General features: G+C 58.0%; 3 protein-coding genes. 2 read left to right on the top strand and 1 reads right to left on the bottom strand.

Annotation, left to right across the window (positions count from 1 at the left end):
- The first annotated feature begins 230 nt into the window (after nucleotides 1–230).
- The gene (locus tag H5U08_RS13010) at nucleotides 231–1,400 is read left to right on the top strand and encodes an A/G-specific adenine glycosylase (RefSeq protein WP_297033779.1); all 1,170 of its coding nucleotides are present in this window, start codon (nucleotides 231–233) and stop codon (nucleotides 1,398–1,400) included.
- Nucleotides 1,401–1,596: 196 nt separating this feature from the next.
- Here the strand turns inward: H5U08_RS13010 and H5U08_RS13005 are convergent, their stop codons facing one another.
- Nucleotides 1,597–1,935 carry an iron-sulfur cluster assembly accessory protein gene (locus H5U08_RS13005; RefSeq protein WP_297033776.1) on the bottom strand — a complete coding sequence of 113 codons (339 nt, stop codon included), beginning with the start codon at nucleotides 1,933–1,935 and terminating at the stop codon, nucleotides 1,597–1,599.
- Nucleotides 1,936–2,322: 387 nt separating this feature from the next.
- On the opposite strand from H5U08_RS13005, the gene H5U08_RS13000 reads away from it, so the two are divergent.
- A complete protein-coding gene (locus H5U08_RS13000) occupies nucleotides 2,323–3,372 on the top strand; it encodes a hypothetical protein (RefSeq protein WP_297033774.1) in 1,050 nt (349 codons plus the stop codon).
- The last annotated feature ends 223 nt before the right edge of the window (nucleotides 3,373–3,595 follow it).

Below are 3,595 nucleotides of genomic sequence, written 5' to 3'. Positions count from 1 at the left end.
CGAGCACCAATGGACCCTACCAGTTTCCAAAATGCATTCCGTGAACTTGAACTCCAGGACTCCGCAAATCACCTGAGCTGGTCCAGCCACTTGACGGGTCTGCGGAGACGGCACCAGGGCCGACGCGGTGCTGATCCTCCAAAGAGGTTCGGGGCTCGGAAAAGAAGGGCAAGGGCAGGAACATTATCGTCTCGGCAAACCAGGCATTAGCGCCAGTGAATTTTGTCTCTATGGCAGCGAAAAAACTCCGCTCGGAACATCCCAACACAATGGCGGATTTGCCGGTGGATCAACGTCTCGTAACAGTGGCGCGAGAGGAACTTCTTCGCTGGTACCGTGGCCATGCTCGGGACTTTCCCTGGCGACGAACCCGCGATCCCTATGCGATCTGGGTGAGCGAGATCATGCTTCAGCAGACCACAACGCAGGTTGTGGAGCCCTATTTCCGGCGTTTTCTGGAGCAATTCCCTACGCTGGAGTGCCTGGCGTCAGCGGACGAAAGTGACGTGCTCAAACTGTGGGAAGGCCTGGGATACTACCGCCGCGCTCAGAATCTCCATAAAACGGCCCGCATCCTGCGAACGGAGTTTGCCGGGCAATTTCCCCGGGATCCTGCGGTACTGATGCGGTTGCCAGGGATTGGTCGGTACACGGCGGGCGCTATCCTCTCTCTCGCGTTCAACCAGTGCGTTCCGATCCTGGAAGCCAACACGCGGAGACTCTTTCGTCGGTGGCTGGGCGCATCCAGCAATGGAACACCCGTTTCGGATCGAGCTCTCTGGCAGGTGGCCGAAATGTTCCTGGCTCCCCGCCAGGCCCGGAAGATCAACCTGGCGCTCATGGATGTGGGAAGTGTTGTCTGTCTCCCGAAAGCACCCTTGTGTGAGCGGTGCCCCCTCAAATCGACCTGCCAAACTTTCCAGAGGCGTCTGCCGTTGGAGGGAGGCTCACAAAACAGGAAGTCGTCCACGCTCCGCCATGAAGTGGCACTTGTTCTTGTTTGGAAGTGGCGACTTCTCGTGCAGCGGCGCTCGGAAGGACGCTGGGCGGGATTGTGGGAATTTCCCAGGATTTTATTGCAGGAAGGCGGCAACGAGGTCCCAACACCTGACCAGATCGCGCTTCCCGAACTGATAAAGCATTTGGGACTTTTCGCAGAGCTTGACCCACTCAGCGTCCGTCATTTTGCCCGACTTCGACACCAGGTGACGCGCTATCGGATCGTCCTGGACTGTTTTCTTGTTCGGGTTACCCAACAGGCCAAACCGCAGCTTTTGGATGAGGCGTCGGAAATAGCCTGGGTGGCGCTTGATGCCCTCGATGGGCTGCCCGTGCCCGCCCCGATCCGCCGAATGCTTCGCCCTCTGGCGGATGCCCTCGGTAGCGGCTGGGCCGATTAATCGAACCGTTAATTCGGCGGAAATCGTCAAGGCCGCGATCGACTCCGAAAAGAAGCTCTCCGCTTGCGGGAAGAAAAAATGGCGCAGGTCGAGTACGCGGCGACCCGCGCCGAGTTCGATCAGTTTCCGATCAGCTTATTCAACCGAAATACAGGCCTTCGGAGCGTCTGCTTTTTCGGAGGTGACGGCCGTCCACTTACGAGATAGAGAACGAGGTCCCGCAACCACACGTGCGGACCGCCAGGGGATTATGGAACACAAATCCCCGCTGGAGGATGCCGTTTTGATAATCGATCGTTGTACCAGCCAGGAACTGGAGGCTTTTCTTGTCGACCACCACTTTGACGCCGTGAGACTCACAAATGACGTCATTTGCAGCGTCCGGGTTGGTCTCGAAATCTAATCTGTACTCAAAACCGCTACACCCCCCACCGACCACAGAAACGCGGAGGGCCGTATCAGCCGCGAGTTTGTTTTCCGCCAAAAGCCGTTTGACCTCTTGAGCAGCCGATTCAGTCAGGAACACCTGCGTCATTTCCCACTCCTCTTTGGAACCACACACTCAATCCAGACCTTACCGCCCAGTTATCCGTCCAAGTCAGGGAAGATTTGTGACCGATTGATAAAGCTGGCTGCCAGGCCGGGTGCTGGAAGGCAGCACAACCCGGCTCGACGGGCAAGCCCGTCCAGCCTGAAAGATGTCTGAGTGAACCTTCGTCATTGACAATCCTAGACCCCGACTCAAAAATGTCAATTGCCGCATATCAAAATGTGTTAATCGTCCGGTGCCCGCGGTGATCTACACGTTATGTGGGGGACGAGCAAACCCTGTGGGGGGCGTGGCGAGGACAGGCGATCGGGTACCGGTGCGCGTTTTGGTGCTGAGAGACCGACGATGACCAGGGACGATTTCAGGCAACACATGGAGACAATTGACCGGGCCATTCGAGGGCTGCCGTCATGTCTGGCCCTCGAACACTGGCATCAAGCGGAGATTCTCGTTTCCGGCCCGGACGCCGACGATTTTCTCCACCGCGTGTCTACGGCACCGCTGCGGGGAGTGCCGCCCGGAGTCGGCCGACGCATGCTCTTCCTGGATGCTAAAGGACATGTGAAGGCCGCCGCGACGGGGTGGAAGCGCGCGGAAGGCTGGGTCCTCGAAACCGAGCGCGAGCAGGCGGAAAAGCTGGTTACGCATCTGGAATGGTTTCACATCCGGGAACGCCTGGAGATTCGAGACGTCTCACGCGATTGGCGAAAAATCGTTCTTGTGGGAGACGCTGTGGAAAGCACAGTCCGCGGCATAACACAGTCGCCACCACAATTTTCCGCCAACTCCACGGGACTTGCGGAAACGCGGCTTGATCTCAATTTGCCAAAACAACAGGACCAGCCGACAGATCTGCCACCTGCAAATGGCGAGCTTCGAAACCAAGCCATTGCCTGGGCGAGGCGATTGGACCAGCTCGTGCTCCCCGTGTGGCAACTCGTCCTGCCCGTCTGGCAGGAAGGCCATGTGGGGGCACGACTCCAAACTACCGCCCAGGTTGTGTCCCAGGACGAGTGCAAGTGGCTGCGGATTCTCTTTGGCGTGTGGCTTTTTGGCCAGGATGTGACCGAGGAACGCCTGGGGCCTGAAGTGACCGACGATGAGCGTGTCATCGGGCTTAACAAGGGGTGTTATCCAGGACAGGAAGTGGTGGCCCGGGTTGTTTCCCGGGGGCATGTCAACTGGCGCCTCCGGGGGCTCAGTTTTTCCTCAGACACCAATCTCGCTGCCGGGTCGGAGATCTTCCTGGATAGCAAGAAAGCGGGATGGTTGACTTCCGTGGCCGGTGTACCTGGTACTCATCTGGCCGTGGGCTTGGGGTATCTTCGACGGGAATTCGATGCCCCGGGCGAGATCTTGCTCACCGATGTCGGACCTGTTGGCGTGCATCCTCTGCCTTTTCGGCTGGCGTTCCCAGGTTGATTCCGCGATGCGGAGTATTTACCGTAGGGACTTGGTCGCGGCTATCGTCATTTCGTCCCCAGGACACCAGGCCGGATCGGGAGAAAGATCGGAAAATGGGTCGGACATCCTTTTCGATGCTTTTTGCAGAGAAAAACTTCCTGTTTGTTGGGCAAGCAGTCACGCGCCAGCAGGAGCTTTCTCTTCACAGGCTTTGCCCTGGTAAACTTCGAGCAGTGATCGG

Origin of the sequence: Thermogutta sp., assembly GCF_014359955.1 — a bacterium.
GTDB lineage: Bacteria > Planctomycetota > Planctomycetia > Pirellulales > Thermoguttaceae > Thermogutta.
This window is presented reverse-complemented; position numbering and strand designations above follow the sequence as displayed.